Here is a 24908-nt window from a genome sequence, read left to right on the forward strand (position 1 = left end):
TATTTTAACTTTCGAGAGGATAGCATGAGTAATTTATACGATGAAGATGAAGAAAAAGAGTTACTGGCAGAAGATGAGTTTGTCGAAGCCGATGAACTTATCCTAGATAGCCGTATTGGCTCAACATCCGATGCGCGCAGACGTTTGGAAAATTTGTTAGAGGAGAAACGTCTGCGTGAAGAACTCGATGATTTTCTAGACTATTAGACTGTTTTTTACAGTTGACGGTAATCAATTCGCGGTGTTCAGAAGTACGCTATATAGCGTACTTCTGATAAGCGTTAAATTTATTTATGCCCAATCCCATCATTATAAAACATTCCAAATTCTCAGCCCACCGCTTAATGTTAGGGGAGGGGATATTTGAAACCATAAGAATTGAAAGAAAGCAACCTCGTTATTCCTTTTTGCACTGGCAGAGGATGCGTCAAGCAGCCGAGTTCCTTAACATTCCTTTTGAACTTTCCCAAAATGAATGGAAAAAAGAACTTCAAGCTTGTATTACCGACGCCAATTTAGAACAGGGTGGGGTGAAAGTTATCTTAACAAGCGGTGGGGCTGAGCGCGGATTAAGTGCCAAGGCATTGGATTCAAACTTATGGTTTAATGCATTTACGTTGCCCCAGCAGTCCAACGCGATTACTCTCATCTCTGCTCCTTGGGTAAGAGACTCCAAAAATCCTATCTATCACTACAAATCGATTAATTATTTAGAGGCTATCCAGGCCCAGCGTTTAGCTAAAACAAGCGGCGCAGAGGATGTATTGTTTTTTAATACCGAAGGTTTTGCCACAGAAACCACGGTCGCAAATATTTTTGCCATACACAATGACGTCTTATACACGCCTTCGCTTAACTGTGGTTTACTGGCTGGTATCATCAGAGCCAGACTTATTCAAATAGCCACAATATGCAACATAAAATACGTTGAGGGCTTGCTTTCTCGCTCGTTGCTTCAAAACGCCGAAGCTTTATTTGTGACAAACGCATTAGTTTTACTAATGCCCATCCAACGATTTGATGGACAATCGTTTAATATAAGGAACCCCATGATGCTCGAACTCCAGGCGCTTATATCAGCCGATTCAGAGCACTTCTAGCGCTTGGAGCGTTTTTGTTTACAATGGTAAAAGAGAAGGTAAGCCAGGGCTAAGATAATGATAAGGCCCAAAAAAATTCGTTTGTATAAGACGCCGGATTTTGCCAGAAAATCTATGCCTGCGTATCCAAAATAAGTCGAGATGATTTCGAGTGGAATAAGGAAAATAAAAGTGCTTAAGACATAGTGACTAAATTTTATTCGAGTTAGTCCTAATCCGTAGTTCACTAAATTAAATGGAACTATGGGTACGAGTCTTAGAAACGCCACAAATTGCCATCCTCGCCGCTCTACTCCCTGAATAAGTTGGTTTACATGCTTGTTTTGTTTTGAATGTACCCAGTCACTGAGCCAGTAACGACTTATGGCAAACGCCATAGCAGCACCTATGGTCGCTCCAATCACATTGAATATGGTCCCTAATGCAGGCCCGAACAACGCTCCACCAGCTAAAGTCACCACCATCGTTGGCAAAAAAAATAAAGTGGCAACACAATATAAAAAAAGAAAAAAAACAGGGGCTATATAACCTAAGTTATTTATCCAGTTGATAATTATCGGGACTTGGTGCGGAAAAAGCGTTGCACCAAATGCCAAGCCTGCTATCGCGAACGCGATGCAAAAACTTTTCATAGACAGGTAGTGTTAAAAATCATAGGGTTGTACTTTATTACAGGAGATTTATGGAAGCAAGTGTTAATAAACAAAGGTCTTCGTACCGAACAAAACACCACTGAATTAATGCGTGCCCGCGCCCTTGTGCGTGTATATAATGGACAGAGATTACTATTTTAATGAACATAGAGACAATTCAGAATAACAGATTCAGTATAGAAAACGTGAGCTGGTTCAAATTATGAAAAAAAGATTCACAAAGATTTGGCTTAATAAAATCTTAATATTTTTTAGTTATAATTTTTAATAAGCTTATTTAACTGGGTGTTGTATGAAAAACGCTACGGTGACATCATACAATCGTATGCAAGATTTACTTGGCTCGAAAAAAGAACCAGGAAACGACCTGCATTGTAATCAATCTTCAAAAGACGAGTTACTTGAGGCCCAATCCCCACACCCTGAAAAAGAAACGCCTCCTAAATATGAGCCTGAGTCTTTAGCCATGACGGCAATTTTAACGGCTTGCCTCGGCAAAAAACCAGAGAAAGAGAACCAGCCACGATAAGTTATTTGTGCAGGAAAATAACGCCCCTTCCTCGCGGGTACTTTTAATGTGCATTAAAAACTATTTTAATGAAGCAACCTCTTGGTGAGTTGTACACGGCTGTCCCACCATAAATTTATGTGCACTTATAAGCATAGTTGACCCTTTCTAACTCAAAACGCGTTGTTGCGAGCCATGGCGAAGCAATCCAGTTCGATGCTTTTAATGCACATCGTCCTGGATTGCTTCACTTCGTTCGCAAAGACGTCATTTTGATGGGACAGCCCTGGTGAGTTGTAACACTTGCATTGTGATTATGGAACGATATACTTTAAGTAAGGCAATTCTTAGGAATTAAATTAACATGGCTGGATTTTCCCCGTCAGCTCATTGGCGCGATTCTGCCCGTAGTGCGCGTTTTTTTATTGTAGATGCTCGAGCGGCATTTCCAATTTTTTTATTTTTAATGCATATACGTATTTGGACTGGGGTTCTAGTCATTGTGTCCGCCATATTTTTTGGCATTATTGAACACTATGGATTTACGGTCCCTGTATTTTTGCGTTGGTTAAGGACTTTTTTTGCAGGTCCCGTTAAATCAGCTCAGCCATGGTGGCAATGAATGAAAACCGATATCAGTAAAAGTATGGCGCTGATTGCGGCGAGCATGAATGCAAAGTTTTATTTAAATGATCGTTTTGTTAGTTTTGAAGAAGTATTTTCATCCACAGGTTTATTACCAGCAATTGCTAGACGTGCTGATCAGCTTTGTTCTTTATGTTTAGGGTATGGATTGGGCCTGACGTTTGATGATGCGGAAAATGCTTTACTCGGTACGCGTGTAATATTTGATGAGGTAACACCAAATGTGTTACGTTTATTATGTATGACGGATGTAGTAAATGAGTTGATCCAAGGAGGGCCAAGTCGGGATTATACACCGTTAGATGAGTTAATGTATGATTAGTAATTTTCCCGGCTAATGTGTTACATGGAAGTAGAATCGTTATTTAAAATGAACCTTCTTAAGGTTTCTTTAAGGTAAAATCTGTTATTCTACAAGCATGTATGTTTTAGGAGTTAATCATGGCCTCCGTACTTCGACAGTTTGGATATTTTGCACAAGGAAATTCTGAAACAGGAGGACCTACCATTACTACGCATCGAGATGTAAAAGATGGAATCATAGAACCTATAAAGCGTAATCTTGATAGCGTTGAGAGGATGATTGATGTTCGTCCATCTGAAGCCACTAACAAGGCTGTAGATGTATTGGAAACCCTAGTTTCTCGTCTGGAAGAGGTATTGGAAAAACCCTCTCCTAAATCAACCACATCGATGAATATTTAATTAAGATTACCCTTGGGGTGGCAAAAAATGCCAATGCCATAATAACATTATATTCATAATGTTCTAGCTAAAAAAAAATGCTATTATTCCTCACACTCGAGAAAACCTCACACGGAGTCTAATATCATAGTAATGGTAGCAGTTAGTATTAGACTCATTGCTTTTATTCAATGGAGAAGACTTACAGCCTAAATGGTGGGGGTAATGAATTAAATTTTTATGAAAGATGAAATTACAGAAGACCAATCCAAAGCAATTTTAGAAGCTTTAGACAACGCTATCAAAGAAGGCCCTTGGGAAGAGTCTAGCTTTTTGCGGGTCATTGGTAAAAACTTACGGGAATTAAGAGATAAATTTGCCGATCAAAGTCGTTTTTCTAATCAAGAAGACAAGATTGCCTCAAATTTGGCAAATCGCATTGCTTTAAGAAGCGGACAAAGAGAAATTTTCATCGCACTTTATTCTTCTACAGGGAGCAACATCCAATCATGGACACATATACTCGCTAATTTACCTCGGCAAATTATATCTCGCCCAATTTATGTGAATGAACAAGACGTTAAAGAAGTGATTCGAACTAAAGAAAATCAAAATAATGAAGCGTATGTCTCTATCTATATTAATAAAGACGATATCTTGCCGGTTCATCCTGATAAAGTTCCAACAGATAGGCTAGGTAAACCTCTTTTATCTTTAAAAGATAAGGCGATTAAAGTTGAAAATATTAATCGTTTTGTCCATGTTTCTGGGATATACAAATATCTCGGTGGCCGTTTAGTGAAGATTAACTCTAACGAATCTTCCTGAGTGGTTTGATTCCCTGTCCGTTATTTCTCTGCCTAACCTTACCTACTTAGGACACTCAAATCGAGTGGTTGTCCCTGCTGAAATATAGCAAAACATCTTTGGGGGGCTATACCCAAGATACTTCAAAATGCGACTTTTATGCGGAAAAAGTATCCGCATAAAAGTCGCATTTTGAAGTATCTTGGGTATATACTTAACTAAACCATTCTTATTTCAGTAATCGATGGCACAACAAGCGCAACAACAATCCAGTGGCGATAACTCCATGGCTCCAGTTTGGATCATGGTGTTAATTATCTTGACGGCTTTTGTAGTCTGGCAAGTTGGGCACCAATATATTGTTTCTTTTGTATTTCATTTAAATATCCTTCAGGCTCGATTAGTGAATTTTTTTGTTGGCTCACAAACCTTAGCCAATGAGATTTATTTAATGCAAACGCTTGATCCAAAATCGGTTGAATGGGGACAAATGGTTGAGCTGGCGCGTAATGTAGGAAATTATGTTCGCTACCCAATCATTGTGATCTTAGCGATATTGGCTTATGTACTTTATACTTCCAATGTAACCTTGAAATTTCGAAAAACCTATAACATGAACATGCTAAGAAAGCAGGAGCAATACAATTGGCCTGCTATTATGCCTGTTGTAAAAGAAAATCTTGTTGACGTTGATATTAACGCCGGCCCTTGGGCAATGGCTTTATCCCCCATGGAGTTTGCAAGAAAAAACCAACTATTAAAAAAGGACGATATTCTTCTAGATAAGCCTATACCTGGTCAGGAGATGACTGCTGGCTTGCGAAAAGCGGATGCTAAACGGGTGTTTACAATGCAACTTGGTCCATATTGGGATGGGTTTGAACGATGCCCTCCACATGTGCGAGCTTTAGCAGCAGTATTTTTAGCGAGAATTAATCGCGATCGTGATTCAGCAACTATGATTTTGGATTCCATTAACAAATCATACGCACAAGGCAAACCAGATTATAATATTGCTAATAGTGTTCTTAGAAAATATCAAAACTCGGAAGCAGCACAACACATTACGGCACGCCATGCCTATCTTTTAACAGTAATGGCCTCTCTTATACAAAATGCTCGTGACGATGGAGTTGTCCCTAGTTCAGAGTTTTTGTGGTTAAAGCCTGTTGACCGTCGATTATGGTACATGCTGAATTGCATAGGCCGACAAACGCCCTATGTCGAGGTTGCTGGGCCTTTTGCGCATTGGAAAGCAGAAAAGGCCATGGGGCGCCGATCGTTAGTCCCGATGATCGATGAGGCGATTAAAGCGCTGGAGATTGCGATCAAAGAAGTGAAATTAACGCCCAAAGAGATGCAGGAGTTAGAGCCATGATGCGCGGCATAGATTCTCGTCACGAAATCGATCCCACCCAGCTATTGCGGGATACCCGAACAATTGGGCAGCGAATTAGCGACTTTTTCAGTGATCCCTCTAATGTATCGATTGTCCTAATTTCACTGGCGGCTATTTTATACTACTTCTCTGAAGTCGCGATATTCTTGCTGGCGTTTGGTGTTTTGGCTTTTTTGTATACCTACACACGTAAGCAGACATTGCCATTTCGTTTACCAAAAACCGCTCATGTTAAAGATTATAACGATTTAAAGCCTGGCATAAAAACACCCAATGTCTCACGCGGAATCGCATTTTTTGGTAATGACACTAAAACCAACGAAGAGCTTTGGTTTACCAACGATGATATGCGTACTCACGCACTTATATTTGGGTCAACCGGAAGTGGTAAAACCGAAACCCTGGTATCAATTGCTTTTAATGCGCTTGTGCAAGGGAGCGGCTTCATTTATGTAGATGGGAAAGGGGATAACTCGCTTTATGCCAAAATATTTTCGATGGTTAGAAGCATGGGACGTGAGGATGATCTTCTTTTAGTCAATTTTATGACCGGTGCCCGAGATATTATTGGTCCTCAGGAACGCCGATTATCCAATACCTTAAATCCTTTCTGTCAAGGCTCATCCAGTATGCTTACTCAGCTCGTGGTGAGTTTAATGGGAGGCGCTAGTCAGTCTTCCGATGGCGATATGTGGAAAGGTCGTGCAATCGCATTCGTAGAAGCGCTGATGCGCTTATTAGTCTACATGCGCGATGAAGGAGCAATCCTCTTAGATGCCGATACCATTCGAAACTACTTTGATTTACAGCGTCTTGAAACAATTGTAATTGATAAAATATTTCCACGTGACGATCAAGAAAGCGTTAACATTGAATCTATTCCTAAGGTGGTTACTGATCCCTTACGAAATTACTTAACCACTTTGCCAGGATATAATAAGGAGAAGAAAGGCAAACAAGTATCTCAGGTTTTAGAGCAACATGGATTTATCACCATGCAGCTTGTTCGTGCTTTTTCCTCGCTCGCTGATACTTACGGTCACATTGTGCGAACAAACCTTGCTGAAGTTGATTTCAAAGATGTTGTCTTAAACCGTCGGATTTTAGTGGTGTTGTTACCTGCTTTAGAAAAATCTCCTGATGAATTGGCGAACTTAGGAAAAATTATTGTTTCTTCTTTAAAAGCAATGATGGCAGCGGGCCTTGGTGAAGAAGTTGAAGGCGATTATCGCGATGTTATTGAACGAAAACCCACCAATGCTCCCACCCCATATATCTGCGTACTTGATGAATATGGTTATTATGCCGTCCAAGGCTTTGCTGTGGTACCTGCCCAGGCTCGTTCTTTAGGGTTTTCAGCAATATTTGCTGGGCAAGATCTTCCAGCGTTTCAAAAAGCCTCAAAAGAAGAAGCCGCTTCAATTGGAGCTAACACTAATATTAAAATTTGTATGAAATTGGAAGATCCTGTTGAAACTTGGGACTTTTTTACTAAAACAGCCGGTGAGGCGTATGTTACTAAAGTCGATTCATTCCAGACTAAAGAAACCAGCATAGCCAACAGCTATATGGATACGAAAAGCTCATCTTTTGAAAAGCGGGCTCGCATTGATTTGTTAGATTTGAAAGAGCAATCTGAAGGAGAAGCGCATATTTTCTTTAAATCTAAAATTGTACGCGCACGCATGTTTTATGCTAACCCCAAACCTGTTAAGCATCTTAAAATTAATCAATTTGTAAAAGTAGAAGAACCACCAGATGACTATCTCCAAAAACTTCATAAGCAGCTGACTGGTTTTCATAAAATCCTTGAATCTGGCGATATTTCAATTAACAAGGAAGCCTATACGGAAGAAATCGCACTAATTAGCAAAACGTTACGAGAATCTTCTATTGAAGAGCCAATCGAACGTGGAGTCTCAGCACTGTTGGCATTTCATGGGCATAACGAACCCGAAGCTGTGGAAGAAATTCTTGAAGAAGAAACTCCAGGAGTCCTGACGATCTTTACTAAGTTACAGCAGCCGGAACATGCGCCGAAACTGTTAGTCTCTGATGTGGAACGTTTTTCTATGCCTTTATTAAACATCAATGTTACTCGCGATTATATGATGAATATCGAACGGTTAAGTGGTGAAAAAGATAAGTTAGCCGGTAGTATCGCCAATGAATTAATCAAAGATTTTCAAGCTGCAACTAATTATCCATCTGAAGAACGAGATACTATTACAGCAAATGAATTAGCCGATATCGTGAAATCATTATCTGAAAGTCTTGCCAAGGCGTGGGAGCAGTCTAAAAACAGCGAAACTTAAACGCGATACTTAGCGAAATGGCATGGACTAATTCTTAACGCGAATCCTAACTACGCTCTTAGTATGTTTACATCTATGCAGGTATGGCAGAATTTTCGACACCAATGGGGAAAATTTTAAAGTACTGCTTGTAACAAGATGATTTGTATGTTTTTATTTCATAAGAACCCCAATTATAGGTTTTCTAGTTTAAAAGCAGGGAAAATCTAACTCTGAATAAAAGCTTGGGCTAGTTGTGCTAATTTGAAAATTTTTATTGGTAGTTTTAATCGTTAATAGGGGTTTGTAAGATTATTTATCAATTGTTATGGGGATTACCTTGAGTCGATTGCAAATCACTTTTGTTAACTGCTCAAACTGGATAGCGGTCTCCTTTTTGTCATTCCTAGTAATAGGTTGCGGACATTATAAAAAAGGGGATAATACTCCTCCAGCCGTTCCCTATAAAGTAGCCGGAGCCTCGGATCCTCATCGATTAATGATGAAAAAGCGCTTAGAAAATCAAGGGGTTAAGGTAATTACAATTGGGCAGAATTATTTAATAAGTATTCCAGCTGCCGCCGTTTTTGCAAATAACTCACCAAGAGTTCATTGGGAATCCTATGGGTTACTAAACGATGTGGCTTGTTACTTGAAGCAATTTCGTAAAGTGGCTGTGAATGTAAATGCCTTCACTGGAAAATGCGTTTCACCCCAAAGGGATCTAGCGCTCACAACAGCGCGATCTCATGCAATAGCTGATTACCTTTGGTCGCAGAATATCGATAGTCGTTTTATCTTTACACATGGGCTTGGCAGTGATAAACCTATTCTTGCGCTTGCAATGAAAGGAGATCAGTCTATTAATTCAAGGATTGAGATTACCTTTCGGGATGAAGTTGCCTAATATGGAGATGAAATGAGTCGCGGAACATGGGATGCAATAAAACGATCAAAACGTTTTTATGTGATCACGTATCGTAATGCGGGTACAGCGTTATTTTTTTCTTCTGCACTCAATGTTTTATTAGGCACAGGAATTTACTACACTTATTTTCACCAACCCGAGCGCAATTTTTATGCAACAAATGGTATTGCACCGCCTGTAGAGCTTACGCCATTGGATGAACCGAATTATACATCTGATGCGCTACTGGCTAGCGATCCTGAAAATGACACCAATGACTCAAAGGTCATACCGCAATAACGAGGATATTATGGCTGAGGATGCTTTAACAGCTGTTTCAATGAGAAATGCCTTCTATCGTGACGGGCAAAGAAAAGTTATTTTTATTTTATTAATTTCAATGCTTGCGAATGTAGTGTTTGGCTCCATTCTGTTTTATATCATTACGCACCCTCCGGCACCCAAATACTTCGCTACCAGCATTAATGGCCGAATTACACCTTTATTTCCGTTAAATGAACCCAATCAGTCTGACTCTGCTGTACTGCAATGGGCTAACCAAGCTGCCATTGCTGCTTTCTCATATAACTTTGTGAACTATCGCAGTGAGTTGCAAGCAGCGTCTGGATTCTTTACTGCTAATGGCTGGACGCAGTTTTTGAATGCACTTCAAGATTCGAACAACTTGGAAGCGGTCAAAGCTAAAAAATTGATTGTGTCAGCCGTTGCAACCCGGGCTCCAATTATTCTTCAAAAAGGGGTATTAAACGATCGCTATTCTTGGCGTGTTCAAATGCCGATTTTAGTCACCTATCAAAGTGCTAGTGAATTTACGCAGCAAAACAATGTGGTGACGATGCTTATCACACGCGTTTCCACTTTAAATTCACCCAGAGGGATTGGTATTTCTCAATTTGTTGTTGGGCCAGCTAGCGGTGAGGTGGGTGGATGAGCATGAAACCATCAATTCTAATTCGTTTCACATTAGTTCTTGCATGTTTAGGGATTGGTGCGATGGTTTTTGCTCAGCAGGGAGAATCCGCCCAACAAGCGCTCGAACAGTTACGAATGCTTCAAAAAAGGTTGGCAGCCGACCCAGGTACTAAAGATGCAGATGCCTCTCAAAAACAAGATGCAGCTCAAAAAAAGCCTGAAGGGCCAGCTCAAGAAGAAAAGAATGCGATCGCTGCACCCGTAACCGTTAGTCCTACTGATAATGAAACATTGGATAAACTGGCTTATGAAGGCATGACGCAGCAACTGTTCCCACTCTCTCCAGAAGAAATCATACGTCTCAAGCAAATGTATCATACTCAAGAGTACGCTAAAGAGTCTCCGGCAGGAACTCCTCCTAAACCTACTGCAACCTCGCAGATTGTTAATCTTTCTCCCGGCTCAACACCGCCGGTCATTCGCTTGGCACAAGGGTTTGTATCGTCACTGGTCTTTTTGGATTCAACAGGTGCTCCATGGCCAATCAGCGCTTATGATTTAGGCGATCCGACTGCGTTTAATATCCAGTGGGATAAGACGAGCAATACCCTCATGATTCAGTCCACCAAATTATATACCTATGGGAATTTAGCAGTTCGGTTAAGAGGATTAAATACACCGGTAATGCTAACTTTAATTCCTGGACAAAAAGCGGTGGATTACCGTGTAGATTTACGAGTACAGGGATATGGTCCAAACGCTAAAACACCTACAGCTGAGATTGGATTACCCCCCTCTGCGAATGACGTATTATTGCATGTTCTCGATGGGGTTCCTCCTCCTGGAAGTACTCGCTTGACCGTGAGTGGTGGAGATGCTAGAGCTTGGCTTTTAAACGAAAAAATGTATATACGAACCAACTTAACGATATTGTCTCCCGGTTGGATTGGAATCATGACCAGCGCGGATGGAATGCATGCCTATGAAATGCAAAAGTCGCCAGTTCTTCTGGTTTCTTGGCATGGAAAAGTAATGCAACTCAAGGTAGAAGGGCTATAACAACATGGCAGGAAAAAAAGAAAATCTTAAGGCGTTGTTCACAAATACCCGAACTCGAGTCATTATAATTTTTACGGCTATAGTTCTCATTATTGCTGTTCTGGTGGGCGTGATTCGGTTTACTACCGCGACCTCTCCTGGTCGCATTCCTGGGAAGACCGCTATCGCCCCCGGAGCTGCCGATATTCAATCTGTACCCGGATCTATTGATCCTACCGCACAATATGCTGCGTTGCAGGCTCAACAAAATGTTGAGCAAGCTCAAACTGCCGCAAAAACTGGTGGTAGCGCAATCCCTACAATTATTCGAACGCAAGCCTTTGGAACCGGAGTACAAGCAGTAGGACCACAACAAGGAGAGGGTGGTGTCGGTTTTTCAACACTGGCGTTAGAAGATGTCGCAGGTCCACAGAAGGGCGCTTGGTTACAGTCGCTAAAAGATGCCAACTGTAGCAAATCCGCTGTTGAAAACGCAGTCAATCAGGGCGCTTCTTTAACCGACTTGAAAGAGGCTTGTACTTGCGTACAGCTTAAAGAAAATGGTTATGCTCTGAATGACTTACAACAGGTTTGTAACTGCAAAGAGTTGCGAGCGTCTGGTTTTAATGCAACCCAATTAAAAAATGCTGGATTCAGCGCAAGTCGATTAAGAGCTTGCGATTTTGATGCGTGTGAATTAAAAAATGCTGGCTTCACCGCCCAGCAATTAAAAGATGCAGGCTTTTCAGACGGAGAATTAAAAGGGGCTGGATTTTCCCCAGAAGAAATATCAAAAGCAGAAGGTTTACCAAATGGTATTACTGCAGCCGATGTCAGAAAAGCTGGCTGTAGTGCGGATGCGCTCAGCAAATTACGCCAAGCCGGTGTTTCTGCAGCAGCAATTCGACGGATAAGCGGTTGTAGTGCGGCGCAGTTAAAAGCTGCAGGATATACCGCCGCTGATTTAAAAAACGCAGGATTCTCAGCCGCCGACTTAAAAAACGCTGGATTTACCCCGGATCAATTAAAAGCCGCAGGGTATTCAGCTCGGGATTTACTTGATGCTGGGTATACGCCGCAACAACTCGCACAGGCAGGTTATTCTCCAGGACAAATTGATCAAGCTGAAAATGAACTTCCACCGGGGATGACGGCTCAGGATGTCAAAGCAGCAGGTTGTAATATAGAGGCATTAAAACGAGAGCGTTTAGCAGGTGTAAGTGCCAAATTGATCCGTAAAGATGCTGGTTGTAGCGCTGATGCATTAAAAGCGGCTGGATTTACCGATCAAGATCTGGCGAATGCAGGGGTTACACCTGAACAAATTAAAGCTGCCGGAATTAACGATGATACAATTAGAGCCGCAGGATGCGATCCTACGAAACTTCATCAATTGATGGAAGCTGGAGTTTCAGCCCAGAGGATAAAAGAATTAAATGGTTGTAGCGCTGCTGCCTTAAAAGCGGCTGGCTTTAATGCTAAGCAATTGGCTCAAGCTGGATTTACCCCGCAACAGTTGCTTGATGCTGGTTTCACTCCTGCTGAGGTAGCTGCTGCGGAAGAGGCTCAACCTGCAGTCAGTAATGATGCTATAGAAGCCGCCGGTTGCGATCCGGCCAAGCTAAAAGTATTGCGTGCCCAAGGGGTTTCAGCAAAACGTATTCGAGATCTTAATGGTTGTAGTGCCCAAGCATTGAAGGCTGCTGGTTTTGATGCTAAGCAATTGGCTGATGCGGGCTTTACTCCAAGGCAGTCACTTGAGGCTGGATTCACTCCGGATCAAGTTAACGCCGCGGACGGAGTGACGGATCAAGCGATTCGCAATGCTGGATGTGATCCCACAAAATTAAAAGAACTTTATGATAAAGGAGTCTCCGCCGCACGCATTGAAAAATTGAACGGTTGTAGCGCCGCAGCATTAAAAGCTGCTGGTTATTCAGCCAAAGATCTTGCGAACGCTGGGTTCACTCCCCAGCAACTACTGGATGCAGGGTTTACTCCGCAACAATTGAATCAAGCTGGATTAAACCCGGCGGGTGCAATTGCTGCAGGTAGAGCCTCAGATTGCAGTGTGGCTTCATTAAAAGCTGCGAGAGCAATGGGGGTTTCTGCGGCCACGATTAAACAAACCTTAGGATGCAGTGCAAAAGCGATGAAGGAAGCAGGTTATACAGCAGCACAATTAAAAGCTGCAGGATATACTGCTGCGGAATTAAAGGACGCAGGATTTACCGCAGCAGAATTGAAAAACGCTGGATTTTCTGCCAAAGAATTAAAAGACGCAGGCTTTTCAGCTCAAGATCTTAAGGACGCAGGATTTAGTGCCGCGCAGTTAAAAGATGCAGGATTCAGTGCCGCTGACCTCAAAGCTGCGGGCTTTAGCCCTGCCCAACTAAAGGATGCTGGATTTACAGCGGACCAGCTTAAAGATGCGGGCTTTAGTGCAGCTGACCTTAAGGCAGCCGGTTATTCTGCAAAAGAATTAAAAAATGCTGGCTTTACTGCATCGCAGCTAAAAAATGCTGGGTTTAGCGATCAGCAGTTACGGGACGCAGGGGTTACTCCTGCACCAACGGATGTAGCAGGATTACCCGATATTCAAACACCATCTCCTGAGATTTCACAGGTTTCAGGGATCCCTACTGTGGGAGGCACCGCAACTGCTGCACAAGCCACCGCAAATCAGCAGCAGTTGCAACAATTGCTGCAAAGGCAGCAAAGCCAAATGGCGGATCAACGGTATCAGCAGAAGTTGCAGGAGCGTCAATCGCTTATGATTAGTGCTGCAAATGAAGCACTACAATCATGGAAATCAGTTTCTACTCAAGTCTTTGTTGAGGGAAGTCCACCACCTTCTCCAGCGCCAGGCGGCGCGGCAGGACCAGGAACAGCCGCTATTCCGTCAGTACCAACGGCACCTGGCGCTTCACATGGACATGCTCAACACGCCGTAATTAAAACGGGTGATGTTATGTTTGCTGTTCTAGATACTTCGATTAACAGTGATGAACCCAGTCCAATTTTGGCGACAATTGTTTCAGGTAAATTAAAGGGCACAAAGCTTATTGGAAGTTTCACCTTGCCTAATAATGCCGATAAGATGGTTATTAATTTTAATACCATGTCCGTACCTGGCGCTCCCCATACTACCGGCATTAGCGCTTATGCTATTGACCCAAATACGGCTCGTACGGCGTTGTCCACCTATACAAACCATCATTACTTACAGCGTTATGGTGCATTATTTGCCTCGACTTTCTTAGAGGGGTTTGGGAATGCGTTTCAGTCTGCAAATACAACGATTCAAATTGGGGGTACGGGCGGGGTGCAAACGACGACGATTCAAAGCGGAATTGGACGTTCAATTCTGGAAAACGCGGTTATTGGTTTGGCCACTCTTGGCAAAACCTGGGGCCAGGTTGCACAACAGCAATTTAATCGCCCAACCACGGTCAGCATCTGTGCTGGCACAGGCATTGGAGTCTTGTTTACACAGGATGTTACATCAATCTAATTGAATGAGCAGGTAAAACATGGCAGATAATGATCAATATGATGATGAGTATCAGTTCAGCGACTTAGATACTGGAAGTCCTAAGTCAGTTGAAGAAGAGGATATTTATACGTCGCCTATGGGTGCTCAAGGCCGTACAGGAGTGGCCGCTCCCAGAAATGTAAAACGTAATGCCCTTATAGCCATCGCTTTGATTATTCTTGCGATGGTTATTTACAAGTTCTTGGATTCATTTTTTGCTGGAAAAAAAGAGACAGTAAAGCCCCCGCAAAAGCCAGCTCAAGTCATAAAGCAAGCGCCAACGCCTCCACAACCTGCTGTCGTTCAACCAATCGCTGCAGCTCCACCTACAGATGATTCAGTCGAGGTAAATCAAAAATTATCGGCAATGGAGGTTAGCCAGCAAACACTGCGTTCAGATGTGAATTCCATTAGCAATCAAATGACAGGAGTGAGCTCGAGTGTGAACCAAATGGCATCACAGATTGCTCAACTCAATCAGCTAATTTCTACCCTGAATGAAAAGATTGAAGAGCAATCGCAAGATATTCAACGACTACGTACAAAACCTAAACCAGTTCGTAAGGTGGTAAGGCGTGTTGTAAAGCCTACTCCTAAATGTTATGTCCAAGCATTGATCCCAGGTAGGGCGTGGTTAATTTGTACAAATGGGACTACACTTACTGTTAGAGAAGGTTCGACTATACCTGGATATGGTTTAGTAAAACTGATTGATCCACATCAAGGAAGGGTCATGACCAGTTCTGGTCAAATAATTAGGTTCAGTCAAGACGACAGTTGAGGTAGCAATGGCTGATATGAATATAGCCAGCTGGATTTCAGGCCAAGTCGATATTTTAACAAATATTGCCAAAAACTTAGAGCCAGTTGATCGTTTACTAACAGGTGCTGCTTATTTAATTGGGCTTAGCTTCGCCTTTAAAGCGATTTACACCCTTAAAGTTTATGGTGAAGCACGAACAATGATGTCTAGCCATACAAGCATTAAAGAACCAGTCATGTATATATTTGTTGCTGGGATCTTTTTGTTTATACCTACAGCATTTCAAATGCTTCTAAATACAGCATTTGGTTATACGAACGTGTTAGCTTATGCGCCAGTTAATAGTAGTAATAACACATTAGATGCTTTATTTGGTCCCAATAGTGCGGTTGGACGACCATTATCGATGCTGATTCAGACCATCGGTTTGATAGCGTTTATTCGTGGGTGGGTCTTGGTCGCCCGTTCCGCTGCTCAAGGTCAACCTCCTGGAGGAACGGGCAAAGGGTTAATGCATGTTTTTGGTGGGATTCTTGCGATGAATATTGTAGGAACAATTCAAATTATTAATAATACATTGTATGGTTAAGGTTTTATAATTAATGATTACTAAACAAGGGAGAGTGGCAATGATTAAAGGTATGCAAGGGAAATTGTTACAGTGGGGAGTTTATCATTTTATTTTGTGTATCGCCTTAGTATTTTTTACGGAACAGGTTCTCGCGGCTGCAACTTCCGTAGGAGCGATGGCTAAACAAATTAGTGATTCATTCAGTGATATAGCCAAATTAATCACGGGAACTTCTTACCTTGCCGGCCTAGGGTTTGCAATTGGTGCTATAATGAAATTTAAACAACATAAAGATAATCCAACGCAGATACCTATTGGCACACCTATTGCTCTAGTATGCATAGCTGGTGCATTATTATTCCTTCCCACATTATTAAAAGTTGCCGGCGGTACCATGTTTGGCGGTGGAACGGTTGCTGGCCCAACCGGAATGATATTCTCTTAAGAATGACCTCATTGAGGGAATTATCTATAATGTTGGCATAAAAAATAATGCCATAATTTGTTATACTTAAGATAATAATAGTTGTTTGTATGTGTTAAAAATCGTTATTGTGACGATTTTATTTTAGGGGGTAGAAAGTGAAGTTTAAGATCAATTCTTCAAGCATGTTTAAATTTGGTATTTTATGCTTGGTACCTATTGGTTTATTGATCGCATCAGGTGATGCCATGGCTGCAGCTACAACCGTTGGTGCTATGGCTTCGCAGATTTTAAAATCATTTGAAAACCTAGCTAAATTAATTACTGCGAGTTCTTATTTGGCAGGCTTAGGATTTTCAATCGGTGCGATTATGAAGTTTAAACAACATAAAGATAATCCGACTCAAATTCCAATTGGCACTCCAATTGCTTTAGTATTTATTGCCGCAGCCTTGTTATTCTTACCAACGATTCTAGGTGTTGCAGGAGGTACCATGTTTGGTCAGGGAGCAACAACAGCAGGCCCTGGTGGTACTGTGTTTAAATAATATGGAGTATCTTCCCCAGAATCGTGTGTTCTGGGGTTTTTTATGTTAACAACGGGAATGTTCCCAAACACTCAATAAATAGATATTCATCGGTGAGCTGATTGAATGACTGGTAAGCAAGAATTAAAACTAACCGCAAGTCCCGGCTCCTGGCGACTCTATTCAGCTAGAAAAGCAGATCCGCGATTCAAGTCCTATGAGCAAAAAGTGTTGCAACGTGATCGCTATACTTGTCAATTTTGTGGTTTTCAAGCAAGAATGTACCAAGAAGTAATTAACCTTGATGGAAATTATGCCAATAATCGCTTATCCAATATGGCCACTGCATGTTGTTTTTGTTCACAATGCTTCTTTATTGAATCTGTCGGAGTGGGTGGATATGGCGGAGGTACATTAATTTATCTTCCAGAGCTAACTCAGGAGGAACTCAATAGTTTTTGTCATGTGTTGTTTTGCGCCATTACCAATGACACAGGATATAAAAATACCGCGCAAACGCTGTATCGTAGTCTAAAGTTTCGTTCTCAAATGGTGGAAGAAAAATTTGGAGAAGGAACAAGTGATCCTGCTATTATAGGACATTTAATGATTGACTCAGGTCATTATGATGATGATACTTCATCGAAAATTTTTAAGAACATTTGTTTATTGCCATCAAGGGCAAAATTTCGTAAACAAATTGAACATTGGGCAGCAAGTGCTCTAGAAGAAATTTCAGAAAAATAAAGTTGCTCCAACCCAAGAAGTAAATATGCAATACTAGGGGTTATTGAGAGGTAAAAATTTAAAGAGGATTTAGGCATGGGGAAATGGGCGGATTCTTTTTTTGAGGGCGTGGATACCTTCTTTGCCTGGCTAAGCACGTCTCTAAAACAAACGACTGAATCTTATTGCGAATTGGAAACAGCAGATAGTCCTACCGTATTAGTAAATCATGATGGTTCATTGCTTTCAATTCTTCAGGTCGAGGGTATCACTGCCTTGGTTGGCGCGGATGAATTTGAGCGCTTAGTTGAAGGATTGACCAACGCTCTGCAAACAGCGATGGGGCGACCCGGGCATGCGCTACAAGTGTATTTTAGCCACGATAAGCAAAATATCAAAAAAGTGATTAAAGATATCTATGCCCCGGCAGAAGCAACCGCTAAGCGCCTAGAGTTAAATCTTGATGATCTTTTTAATGAACGGGTTAATTATTTAGCACAGTACTGTGCAGAGGAGCGCACTTATTTTGTATTATATACTCGGCCGTTTAATCTCCCAAAAGATCAATTAAAAGCTGCAAATAAAGCGAAGCTCAAAATGATCCAGGAGAAAAAAGCACCTTCATTCAAAAACACACAGACCATATACGCAGCAATACCAGAACTTCGAGATACTCATAGTGCTTATGTACGCGCCGTAATGAACGATTTAGACTCCCTGAATATTATGGTTTCATTAATGGATGTTCATGAGGCCGTTCGCGCCATTCGCATGACCGCTGACCCTGAATTCACCTCACACGATTGGCAAGCTACGCTTCCTGGGGATATGATTCGTGTGCGTGAGCTCAATAATTTTGAAGGGGATCCTTCTGATTTATTATGGCCTTCCCTCGCCAAACAAGTTATACCCCGTGATGCGGAAATCATAGATCGCAGAACCGTTCAAGTTGGGGATAAGCTCTTTTCCTGTGTTTACATTGATTTATTTCCGAAAGATATCAGACCTTTTTTAACACTCTTTTCCAGAATTTTACCGACCCATGTTCCATGGCGCATTTCTTTTCTCCTAGAAAGCGAAGGATTAGAAACTGTCAAATTAAAGGGACTTCTCGCTGCTATTTTAAGTTTTTCATCGGCCCAAAATCGATTAATCAGTGATTCTGTAAACTTATTAAAATATCTGCAGATCAATACGGATGAAGCGCTTATTCGCTTACGCGTGGTGGTATCCACTTGGGCTCCAGAAGGAAATATCCCGCTATTGCGTCGTCGTAGTTCTGAGTTAGTAAAAGCGGTAGAGGGCTGGGGTTCGACCGACGTTTCCGAGATATGTGGGGATCCTTTTGCGGGATTTGCCGCAAGCATGCTAGCCACTACGTTGCAAAATCCTGCCGTTCCTTCGGTTGCGCCTTTATCGGATGTGGTAGCAATGCTTCCTATCACTCGACCTGCATCCCCCTGGCAGACCGGTGCATTAATGTATCGGTCACCAGATGGCAAGCCTTGGCCGTATCAACCTGGTTCCAACCAGCAAACCACCTGGATTGATTTAGTGTATGCGCGACCTGGTTCTGGTAAATCGGTCTTATCGAATGCTCAAAACTTAGCATTGTGCTTATCTGGTGGAATTACGCGCTTGCCAAGAATTGCCATTATTGATATTGGCCCTTCCAGTAGCGGGTTAATTTCATTATTGAGAGAAGCATTGCCTTCTGCAAAACGACACTATGTTGCCTATCATCGCTTAAGAATGTCTCCTGAGTATTCTATAAACCCTTTTGATACGCAACTTGGATGTCGTTTTCCGACCGCCCTAGAGCGTTCGTTTTTAGTGAACTTTTTAACCTTGTTGACCACTCCTTTAGGTGCTGAACGGGCTTATGATGGTATGGCGGACCTGAATGGGATGGTCGTAGACGAGCTTTATAAGAGTTTCTCTGATGAATTTAATCCAACGCCCTATGCTCACGGGGTTGAAGAATTTATAGACAGTATTTTGGAAGAAATAGGCTTTGTACGCGATTCTAAGACAACTTGGTGGGAAGTCACAGATGCGTTGTATTCCGCTGGATTTGTTCATGAAGCAATGCTTGCCCAACGGTATGCCATGCCACTTCTTGCCGATGCAGCGTCCATCTGTAGAACACCTTCGATTGAAGATTTATATGGAAAAGTTACAGCGCCAACCGGAGAGTCTTTAATCAGTTCTTTTTCGCGTATGATATCTGGCGCTGTACGTGAATACCCAATTCTATCACGGATCACCGCGTTTGATATTGGAGATGCTAGAGTCGTATCTCTAGATTTAGATGAAGTCGCTAAGAGCGGAGGGGATGCAGCGGATCGCCAAACAGCCGTGATGTATATGCTCGCTCGCTACGTATTGGCACGTCATTATTATTTAACTGAAGAAAGTTTAACCAACATTCCAGAACAATACCGTACTTATCATAAAGATCGCGTTGCCGAAATTCGCGAAGATCCAAAACGAATTGTTTATGATGAGTTTCATCGAACGTCAAAATCCGCTGCTGTGCGTGATCAAGTCATTATTGACATGCGTGAAGGTCGTAAGTGGAAAGTTCAGATCTCATTGCTGTCTCAGTCGGTTGAGGACTTTGACCCTGTAATGATTGATTTTGCAACATCAATTTATATTATGGATGCGGGACCCTCACAAGCGATTGAAAAGACCACTCGGATTTTTGGACTCTCCGAAACTGCGAAAACAGCTTTACGAACACGGGTTCACGGTCCACGACAAGGCGGAGCTACATTTCTTGCACAGTTTGCTACGAAACTAGGTGTGAATGTTCAATTATTAACGCTTACTCTTGGCCCTATTGAATTGTGGGCATTTAGTACCACTGCTGAAGATGCTGCCGTACGAAATCAACTTTACCGTCATATTGGACCATCTGAAACACGTCGCTTCCTAGCAACACTTTTTCCTAGCGGTACTGTTACTAAGGAACTTTCTGTACGACTGGATGCGTTGAAAGAAGAAGGCGGTTTTATTGAGGAAGAGGGTCAAATGAGCGTGGTAGAAGAGCTGGTAGAAGATATTTTAGCTGCTTATGCTAAAGATCCTGGCAGTAAGAGCTTACCTGCTAAAGTTCACTCATAATTGGGTGGCAACTTCTATGGACATCCAACGTTGAGAGTCCCAAGGCAAAGTACTTGCTCGATTGTAAGCAATATCGGCAGATCCTTGCCCGTATACGGGGCTTGGGTCGTTCCATCCCACATTCCGCAGTAACTTAATTATTTATTGCTTAAAAGACAAAACGTTCATGGGTATAACTAGGCAACGTATATGGACTCATCCGTTGCCTAGTTGTGCGCTATTTGATAGTCAATAAATGATCAAATTTTGTTGGCTAAAAACAAATTGTGAGAATTACCAAGTTTACTGCGGAATGTGAGTTCCATTACTCCCCTGCCTCCGTGATCGTTCAAGATTCGTGTTTTATGCTTTTTCCTATTCGCCCTCTCGCATTTTAAAAAAGTCGCAAGCGAATGAGCCATTACTCGTTTTTTAAAATGCGGCGCGACATAACATAAAGGCGCCTAAAAAACAGCTTTTGAACGATCAAGGGTATCTAAGGCGAAATTGCAGGCTGCTTTCTTTTAGTGGCTAGTATTTCACGATGCTAAGCAATAAACTCTGGTAACTTGAATCCATTCAAAATTCCAGGGATAAAGGGATTAATTTGATTATTGGTTTTTAAAACGTATCGACCCGAATTTCCGTTAAGTTCAAATAGTATTTGTAATCTAGAACTATCTTGCTCGTCGACCAAGACGTTGACTTTTTGCAGCATCCTGAAAAATCCCCAAATTCCTACTTCATCTAGCTCATAATGCTCTCCTTCAATGGTGTTGAGCGCTAAGGTGGCATTATTTAGAGGCCAGTAAAAACGCGCGAAGGAGTCTGTATTTTGATTATCTCTTAACCGCAAGTTTCCAATACTAAGTTGTAAGTCAGCTACTACCGGATCAAGACCAATTTTTTGTAAACTGAATTCGATTTGACATTGCTCGCCTTGTGAAGGAAAGAACATATTTGTAATTACATTCGTTCGCATTAATTCATCAAGCGTTTCTGAGGGAATGGGAAGAACATAATTATTTAATTCTTTCGGTTGCCACTGGGCACTGGAAGTGTCTAAAAATGGTTTAACGTAAGCATCAATAAACTGATTTAGCAAACCATGGGTGGCAAAAAAACGCTCAAAATCACTTAAATTAACTTCATTTTCTTGCGTGGGATCAAATGGAAATCTGGCTTCAATTTGATTTTTATAATAACTGAATACGGTTGATTGCCATTGTTGATTGATGTAATTTCTGCTATCTCGAATTAACAAATACCATAATTCTCCTGCTATTTGGTTTGCCCAGTTCGAGACGGGTTCTGGCAGATGGTTTGCACGATTAAAGAGAGCGCTTAAAGGGTTCGCTAAGGTATCTCCACTAAATCGTGCTCTAGATAGCGTAAATGCCGTTTTACCTTGATCATTAATTAGGGATAGGGTATTGAGGAACGTTTCTAGTTCACTTAGATTAGACGACAATTCATTTAATGCGGTCTGTCCTAATAAATTCAGCTGGGTAAATTGGCTTGCAATCTCTTGATTAAATAAGCTTGAATTATCCCCATAGTCTGGACTTGTTTGTTGTTGTATAAATGTAATAAGTTGAGGTAGCGAGTTGGTTTGCTGCAATATTTTGGTTAGTTGATGGGCTTGTTGATAGTCTTGAAAATGTAATGGCTGCGTGTGATTAATAAAATTCTGCCACCAAGTGATGTATTCATAGCAGTAAGCTTGTTGAATGGTATTGCCCAATGCGGTGATGTCGCTTCGACTTAGCACCCAACGTTCCTGTTGTAAGGTTTGAATAATATTAGGTAGCTGCTGAATGGTTTCTGCAAAGCCCAGTTTCGTGAGGTAAAAAGGCAATTCATTACTAGATACTTGAAATCCTTCAAAAACAATCGGGCTCATTTGTTGTGAAAAATGCTCTTTAGCTAATGAATAAAATAAATAACTCGGAGGTAAAGCGTTTAGATAATTTCGCGTATCGCTAACGAGTTGCGGGTTGATCATGATGGGTTGCATTGGCTCACGCAATACTTGTTGAAGTAAAGCCATCTTTTTATTGCGTTGTTCGCGTGGCATGCTACTCCATTTACGTTTGAACCAGCTTCTTACCTCCGTAAATAAATATTTGTTTGGATCAGAAAGCATGATGTAAATTTTTAACGCTTGATAACGGTTGGCATTAGAACCCTGAGGATTCAACATCTCCATTTCTATTTCATTTAATAAAGCTGGAAGAAAATTTGCTAGTATTCGTTGCTGTGTGTTTTCTTTTAGTTTCGTTTTTAAAAATTGTACCGTAGGAAGAGAGAAAGTATTCACAGAAATATGATCCAGGGCATTGGAAGCATTGGCGAGATGAAACACTGCAGGGGAGTGATTCTCAGGTTCGCGAGCCATAGCTTCAAACATCAAGAGTTCTTTACTGACCTCGTCCAGTACATTGGAGGAGGTGATGTGATTGTACCCAACCCATAAGAGAGTAAGTGCGGTTGTTCCAAGAAGTATGCCCTTTGACCAGGTTGAGGAATAATGAACCGCAATCATTTGTTTGGTTTGGTTTTGAAAAGCCAACAACGCACCATCCACAAAGTAGGGGCGATAATTGACTGATTGATGATGCTGATCTTGTACCGTTAGCGAATATTCATGTTTTATTTTATTGTTTAGGCGATCTTGGCTTAAACCACCTTGTTCGGCACTGGTTAAATAAATTGCTTTAACTTGGAAGGATTGCAGTGAAATCGCTTGTAGAAATCGTTGGATAGGGAGTTTCATACTGCTTAATTGTAAGGGAAACTCCCGAATTAGGGTGCGCTTTAGGCTTGAACGTACTGGGTGTACTTTTGAAATGACTTGTTGATTTACTCGTTCAATTAAATCATCAAATTGCTCACGAAACTGATTTAAAAGTGGACTTTGACCGGTAGGCTTAAACAACGAAAATCCGAGAGGTTTGGCCAACTCATTGCTATGTTCGTTTTGATAAAACTCACAAAAACCCGCCAAGTTATCTAGTTTGGTAAATAAAACAGCTAAACTAACAGAGTAATCTAAACTAGACTCAAACCTTCGAAGGAGTTGGGCATGGCGATGGCTAACTTCAGCAAGATGATCGGGAGAGTTATTAAAGAGCTCGTTAATATCAACACAAAGAAGAATCCCGTTTATTTTAAACTGACGATGACAACGGTTTAATTGCTTTAAGGTGTTCTGTAACAAGTGCTTGCTCTGGTTAAGCCAGTTTTCATCCAGTTCAACCATAACTCCGTTTTGATTATAATAAATCTCTGATGAAATGTATGAGTCCACGCTGATGTGCTCGAGATTACTCTGGCGCAGAAGGGTTGATTTTCCTTGCGACATTTTCCCAGTCACCAACGTAAACGAAACTCCCCGGCTCTGTGGTTGTAATTGCGGCTTTAATTGCGCAAAAAGTTTTTTCAGAGCATTACATAATGCGAGTAATGATTGATCCATTAATGTTCCAAACTAGCCAATAAAGTATGTCCTTTAATTACATTTTTTGCTTTATGTTCCAGAAGAATATTGCTAAATAAATAAACCGTAATCAAAACACCAACCGCTAAGATCCCGGTGGTAAGGATGGATTTTCGGTGTGAAGAGGTGGTGCTGGATTGACTTTGTTCTTTAAATAAATGTAAGGGTTTATGAACACGGTGTATTTGAATCGCTTGGTATATTTCTTCAATTAAATTATCCAAGGCCTGTCTACCATCGGGTTTTAAATGATACTCACCCTCAAATCCAGCAATTAAGCAATAGTAAGCAAGTTCTAACAAGTCCAAATATTGGCTAGCATGATCTTTTAGGTAAACCGTGATTTTAAAGAACCGTTTCTGTGGTCCTTCGTCATCCAAATCAGATGGGGTAAACGCTTTAAACTCCGCAGGGGAGCCATACATCCGTAGGTAATTTTTTCCGAGCAATTCATCAATCGTTGCACACAAAAGGTATTGAGCAATAATGATTAATTCATTGGAGTATTCTTGACCTAGAAGACAGCTGTGAAATGATTGAACCTCATGTTCAATATTCATGCGAATCTCTTCGATAGGGGGTAAGGTTTGAGTGACACAAAGCCGCTCAAGCAAAGAGAAAATAGGTCCTGCTGCAGCTATAATGGGGTTAGTTGCTGAAGAAGCAATAAATAATTTTGAACGATAATAACCTTGAGGAACACGATGCTTCTTAGGAACTGCAAATCGGCTTACAAGCGAGGCCGAATAGGGTTCGGCAATCATGATGTAACTCCCAATAGTAAGTC

Annotated in this window: 22 protein-coding genes and 1 pseudogene; 20 read left to right on the top strand and 3 right to left on the bottom strand. The window is 41.4% G+C overall.

The genetic code is table 11. The annotated features are described in order from the left end of the window. Window positions 1-24: 24 nt before the first annotated feature. Together E1O47_RS00835 and E1O47_RS00840 are read left to right on the top strand one after the other, a co-directional pair. Window positions 25-207 (top strand): PA3496 family putative envelope integrity protein, encoded by a 183-nt coding sequence (locus tag E1O47_RS00835; RefSeq protein ID WP_133129381.1) that lies wholly within the window; start codon window positions 25-27, stop codon window positions 205-207. 137 nt (window positions 208-344) lie between these two features. Continuing rightward, a complete protein-coding gene (locus tag E1O47_RS00840; RefSeq protein ID WP_242601956.1) occupies window positions 345-1100 on the top strand; it encodes an aminotransferase class IV in 756 nt (251 codons plus the stop codon). On the opposite strand, the gene E1O47_RS00845 is transcribed toward E1O47_RS00840, so the two are convergent. Further along, window positions 1097-1732, bottom strand: a complete 636-nt coding sequence (locus E1O47_RS00845; protein WP_133129383.1) for a TVP38/TMEM64 family protein — start codon at window positions 1730-1732, stop codon at window positions 1097-1099. The genes E1O47_RS00840 and E1O47_RS00845 overlap by 4 nt on opposite strands. Before the next feature lie 313 nt (window positions 1733-2045). On the opposite strand from E1O47_RS00845, the gene E1O47_RS00850 reads away from it, so the two are divergent. From E1O47_RS00850 to E1O47_RS00935, 18 genes and pseudogenes are all read left to right on the top strand, one after another. Continuing rightward, complete coding sequence (locus tag E1O47_RS00850) at window positions 2046-2282, top strand: hypothetical protein (RefSeq protein ID WP_133129384.1); 237 nt, start codon at window positions 2046-2048, stop codon at window positions 2280-2282. 343 nt (window positions 2283-2625) lie between these two features. Then, on the top strand, window positions 2626-2883 hold the full coding sequence (gene icmT / locus E1O47_RS00855; RefSeq protein ID WP_133129385.1) for an IcmT/TraK family protein: 258 nt from the start codon (window positions 2626-2628) through the stop codon (window positions 2881-2883). Beyond that, a complete protein-coding gene (locus E1O47_RS00860) occupies window positions 2884-3228 on the top strand; it encodes a type IV secretion IcmS family protein (protein ID WP_133129386.1) in 345 nt (114 codons plus the stop codon). A gap of 119 nt (window positions 3229-3347) precedes the next feature. Next, window positions 3348-3611 carry a hypothetical protein gene (locus E1O47_RS00865; protein WP_133129387.1) on the top strand — a complete coding sequence of 88 codons (264 nt, stop codon included), beginning with the start codon at window positions 3348-3350 and terminating at the stop codon, window positions 3609-3611. Between the two features lie 219 nt (window positions 3612-3830). Then, window positions 3831-4418, top strand: coding sequence for a Dot/Icm secretion system protein IcmQ (gene icmQ, locus E1O47_RS00870; protein ID WP_133129388.1), 588 nt, complete (start codon window positions 3831-3833; stop codon window positions 4416-4418). A gap of 223 nt (window positions 4419-4641) precedes the next feature. Beyond that, window positions 4642-5775: a type IVB secretion system coupling complex protein DotM/IcmP gene (icmP, locus tag E1O47_RS00875; RefSeq protein ID WP_133129389.1), complete on the top strand. Its 1134-nt coding sequence runs from the start codon at window positions 4642-4644 to the stop codon at window positions 5773-5775. Then, a complete protein-coding gene (locus E1O47_RS00880) occupies window positions 5772-8111 on the top strand; it encodes a TraM recognition domain-containing protein (RefSeq protein ID WP_133129390.1) in 2340 nt (779 codons plus the stop codon). The genes icmP and E1O47_RS00880 overlap by 4 nt, the downstream gene beginning before the upstream one ends. A 319-nt stretch (window positions 8112-8430) precedes the next feature. After that, window positions 8431-8997: a type IVB secretion system protein IcmN/DotK gene (gene icmN / locus E1O47_RS00885; protein WP_242601949.1), complete on the top strand. Its 567-nt coding sequence runs from the start codon at window positions 8431-8433 to the stop codon at window positions 8995-8997. Window positions 8998-9009: 12 nt separating this feature from the next. Continuing rightward, complete coding sequence (gene icmM / locus E1O47_RS00890) at window positions 9010-9297, top strand: type IVB secretion system protein IcmM/DotJ (protein ID WP_133129392.1); 288 nt, start codon at window positions 9010-9012, stop codon at window positions 9295-9297. 10 nt (window positions 9298-9307) lie between these two features. Next, complete coding sequence (locus E1O47_RS00895) at window positions 9308-9949, top strand: type IVB secretion system apparatus protein IcmL/DotI (protein ID WP_133129393.1); 642 nt, start codon at window positions 9308-9310, stop codon at window positions 9947-9949. A gap of 224 nt (window positions 9950-10173) precedes the next feature. Continuing rightward, a pseudogene (locus E1O47_RS00900) lies at window positions 10174-10989 on the top strand (DotH/IcmK family type IV secretion protein); the annotation flags it as partial. Window positions 10990-10993: 4 nt separating this feature from the next. Further along, entirely contained in the window at window positions 10994-14482 is a 3489-nt protein-coding gene (dotG, locus tag E1O47_RS00905; protein WP_133129395.1) for a type IVB secretion system protein DotG/IcmE, read from the top strand. Window positions 14483-14501: 19 nt separating this feature from the next. Next, the gene (gene icmG / locus E1O47_RS00910; RefSeq protein ID WP_133129396.1) at window positions 14502-15284 is read left to right on the top strand and encodes a type IVB secretion system protein IcmG/DotF; all 783 of its coding nucleotides are present in this window, start codon (window positions 14502-14504) and stop codon (window positions 15282-15284) included. 7 nt (window positions 15285-15291) lie between these two features. Next, complete coding sequence (locus E1O47_RS00915) at window positions 15292-15855, top strand: type IV secretion protein IcmC (RefSeq protein ID WP_133129397.1); 564 nt, start codon at window positions 15292-15294, stop codon at window positions 15853-15855. A gap of 40 nt (window positions 15856-15895) precedes the next feature. After that, the gene (locus E1O47_RS00920) at window positions 15896-16282 is read left to right on the top strand and encodes a type IV secretion protein IcmD (protein ID WP_423202743.1); all 387 of its coding nucleotides are present in this window, start codon (window positions 15896-15898) and stop codon (window positions 16280-16282) included. 164 nt (window positions 16283-16446) lie between these two features. Beyond that, the gene (locus E1O47_RS00925) at window positions 16447-16809 is read left to right on the top strand and encodes a type IV secretion protein IcmD (protein ID WP_423202747.1); all 363 of its coding nucleotides are present in this window, start codon (window positions 16447-16449) and stop codon (window positions 16807-16809) included. A gap of 105 nt (window positions 16810-16914) precedes the next feature. Next, window positions 16915-17535, top strand: coding sequence for a type IVB secretion system protein IcmJDotN (gene icmJ, locus E1O47_RS00930; RefSeq protein WP_133129398.1), 621 nt, complete (start codon window positions 16915-16917; stop codon window positions 17533-17535). Between the two features lie 75 nt (window positions 17536-17610). Further along, window positions 17611-20643, top strand: a complete 3033-nt coding sequence (locus E1O47_RS00935; RefSeq protein ID WP_133129399.1) for a type IV secretion protein IcmB — start codon at window positions 17611-17613, stop codon at window positions 20641-20643. A gap of 526 nt (window positions 20644-21169) precedes the next feature. Here E1O47_RS00935 and icmF read toward each other — a convergent pair. Further along, window positions 21170-24100: a type IVB secretion system protein IcmF gene (gene icmF, locus E1O47_RS00940; protein WP_133129400.1), complete on the bottom strand. Its 2931-nt coding sequence runs from the start codon at window positions 24098-24100 to the stop codon at window positions 21170-21172. Continuing rightward, a complete protein-coding gene (gene icmH, locus E1O47_RS00945; protein WP_133129401.1) occupies window positions 24100-24885 on the bottom strand; it encodes a type IVB secretion system protein IcmH/DotU in 786 nt (261 codons plus the stop codon). Before icmH ends, icmF begins: the two co-directional genes overlap by 1 nt. Between the last annotated feature and the right edge of the window lie 23 nt (window positions 24886-24908).

The sequence above is a fragment of the Legionella yabuuchiae genome (assembly GCF_900640115.1).
GTDB classification, from domain to species: Bacteria; Pseudomonadota; Gammaproteobacteria; order Legionellales; family Legionellaceae; genus Legionella_A; species Legionella_A yabuuchiae.

Coding starts and splice junctions, on each gene's coding strand:
- E1O47_RS00835 (WP_133129381.1), top strand. CDS start 25: ATGAGTAATTTATACGATGAAGATGAAGAAAAAGAGTTACTGGCAGAA.
- E1O47_RS00840 (WP_242601956.1), top strand. CDS start 345: ATGTTAGGGGAGGGGATATTTGAAACCATAAGAATTGAAAGAAAGCAA.
- E1O47_RS00845 (WP_133129383.1), bottom strand. CDS start 1,732: ATGAAAAGTTTTTGCATCGCGTTCGCGATAGCAGGCTTGGCATTTGGT.
- E1O47_RS00850 (WP_133129384.1), top strand. CDS start 2,046: ATGAAAAACGCTACGGTGACATCATACAATCGTATGCAAGATTTACTT.
- icmT (WP_133129385.1), top strand. CDS start 2,626: ATGGCTGGATTTTCCCCGTCAGCTCATTGGCGCGATTCTGCCCGTAGT.
- E1O47_RS00860 (WP_133129386.1), top strand. CDS start 2,884: ATGAAAACCGATATCAGTAAAAGTATGGCGCTGATTGCGGCGAGCATG.
- E1O47_RS00865 (WP_133129387.1), top strand. CDS start 3,348: ATGGCCTCCGTACTTCGACAGTTTGGATATTTTGCACAAGGAAATTCT.
- icmQ (WP_133129388.1), top strand. CDS start 3,831: ATGAAAGATGAAATTACAGAAGACCAATCCAAAGCAATTTTAGAAGCT.
- icmP (WP_133129389.1), top strand. CDS start 4,642: ATGGCACAACAAGCGCAACAACAATCCAGTGGCGATAACTCCATGGCT.
- E1O47_RS00880 (WP_133129390.1), top strand. CDS start 5,772: ATGATGCGCGGCATAGATTCTCGTCACGAAATCGATCCCACCCAGCTA.
- icmM (WP_133129392.1), top strand. CDS start 9,010: ATGAGTCGCGGAACATGGGATGCAATAAAACGATCAAAACGTTTTTAT.
- E1O47_RS00895 (WP_133129393.1), top strand. CDS start 9,308: ATGGCTGAGGATGCTTTAACAGCTGTTTCAATGAGAAATGCCTTCTAT.
- dotG (WP_133129395.1), top strand. CDS start 10,994: ATGGCAGGAAAAAAAGAAAATCTTAAGGCGTTGTTCACAAATACCCGA.
- icmG (WP_133129396.1), top strand. CDS start 14,502: ATGGCAGATAATGATCAATATGATGATGAGTATCAGTTCAGCGACTTA.
- E1O47_RS00915 (WP_133129397.1), top strand. CDS start 15,292: ATGGCTGATATGAATATAGCCAGCTGGATTTCAGGCCAAGTCGATATT.
- E1O47_RS00920 (WP_423202743.1), top strand. CDS start 15,896: ATGATTAAAGGTATGCAAGGGAAATTGTTACAGTGGGGAGTTTATCAT.
- E1O47_RS00925 (WP_423202747.1), top strand. CDS start 16,447: ATGTTTAAATTTGGTATTTTATGCTTGGTACCTATTGGTTTATTGATC.
- icmJ (WP_133129398.1), top strand. CDS start 16,915: ATGACTGGTAAGCAAGAATTAAAACTAACCGCAAGTCCCGGCTCCTGG.
- E1O47_RS00935 (WP_133129399.1), top strand. CDS start 17,611: ATGGGGAAATGGGCGGATTCTTTTTTTGAGGGCGTGGATACCTTCTTT.
- icmF (WP_133129400.1), bottom strand. CDS start 24,100: ATGGATCAATCATTACTCGCATTATGTAATGCTCTGAAAAAACTTTTT.
- icmH (WP_133129401.1), bottom strand. CDS start 24,885: ATGATTGCCGAACCCTATTCGGCCTCGCTTGTAAGCCGATTTGCAGTT.